The organism is Caulobacter sp. P1_B12_2 (assembly GCF_056406675.1).
The window spans coordinates 1-1,292 of the sequence record NZ_JBFTZS010000730.1 but is presented as its reverse complement, the minus strand read 5'-3'; the positions used below and the strand labels follow the sequence as shown (position 1 = coordinate 1,292).

Genomic DNA, 1,292 nt, shown 5'->3' with positions numbered 1-1,292 from the left:
CACCGGAACCACACTGACGGCCGACGCTGTCTGCACGCCGGAAAGACCCAGATCTCCCACCGCCTCGGCCGAGGCCGTGACGGCGTTCGAGCCGTTCTGGACGCTGTCTTGAGCAAGGGCCGCGGCCGGCGCCGCCAAGACGATGAAGCCTGCGGCAGCGGCAAGGTGTGAACGCATGGGGAACCTCCGTCGCGCGGCCCATGGGGGCCTTGGGCGCGACTGTGCCATCCACACGGCGGGCATCAAGAAGAAAGTGAGTGATCACTCATGGAGAGCCGTCACAAGCCCGTGATGGCTACGCGTCAGTCGCTCCGATCGCCCTTCATGAGCCGCGCCTTGTCGCGCTGCCAATCGCGGGCCGCTTCGGTCTCGCGCTTGTCGTGGTTCTTCTTGCCCTTGGCCAGGCCGATCTCCAGCTTGGCCAGGCCCTTCTCGTTCCAATAGAGCTTGAGCGGGATCAGGGTGCGGCCGTCGCGCTGAACCGCGCCGATCAGCGTGTCGATCTGCTTGCGGTGCAAGAGCAGCGTCCGGTGGCGACGCGGCTCGTGGTTGAAGCGGTTGGCGTGGCCGTAAGGCGGGATGTCGGCGTTGATAAGCTTGATCGTCCGCCCTTCGACCGAGGCGTAGGACTCTGCGATGTTGGCCCGGCCCACGCGCAACGACTTGACCTCGGTGCCGGTCAGCATCAGGCCGGCCTCGAAGGTCTCTTCGATGAAGTAGTCGTACCGCGCGCGGCGGTTCTCGGCGATCGGCTTGGTCATCAGACCAGACCCGCCTCGCGCATGGCCTCGAGGATCGCCGGCTTGACCGCATCGCTGCACGCCGAGATCGGCAGGCGCACGTCGGCCTCGCACAGGCCCAGATGGGCCATGGCGAACTTGGTCGGCGACGGCGAGGCGTCGAGGAACAGCGCCTTGTGCAGCCGAACCAGCCTGTCCTGCCAGTAAAGCGCGGTTTCCCACTCGCCGCTCAGAGCAGCGTTGATGAAAGTCGCGCACGCGTCGGGGGCGACATTGGAGGTCACCGAGATCACCCCGTGGCCGCCGTGGGCGACATAGCCCAGGGCCGTCGGATCATCGCCGGACAACATCACCCAATCGGGACCACACAGGACACGCTGCATGCTGGCGCGCACCAGGTCGCCTGTGGCGTCCTTGATGCCGACGATGTTGGGCAGCTTCGACAGCCGCTCCAGGGTCTCGTTGGTGATGTCCGACCCAGTACGGCCGGGCACGTTGTAAACCAGCACTGGCAATTGCACGGCGTCGTTGATCGCCTTGAAGTGCTGATAG

2 protein-coding genes are annotated in these 1,292 nt (G+C 65.7%); both read right to left on the bottom strand.

Translation table 11 applies throughout. The features are described from left to right. Positions 1-302: 302 nt before the first annotated feature. Positions 303-761, bottom strand: a complete 459-nt coding sequence (gene smpB, locus AC1DZ6_RS25285; RefSeq protein ID WP_477099837.1) for an SsrA-binding protein SmpB — start codon at positions 759-761, stop codon at positions 303-305. Then, positions 761-1,292 (bottom strand): dihydrodipicolinate synthase family protein (locus AC1DZ6_RS25280; RefSeq protein ID WP_477099836.1); only part of this gene is annotated, 532 nt, incomplete at its 5' end. The genes smpB and AC1DZ6_RS25280, both read right to left, overlap by 1 nt.

What these genes read in the sequence shown, in the direction of transcription:
- smpB (WP_477099837.1), bottom strand. Translation starts at nt 761, where the DNA reads ATGACCAAGCCGATCGCCGAGAACCGCCGCGCGCGGTACGACTACTTC.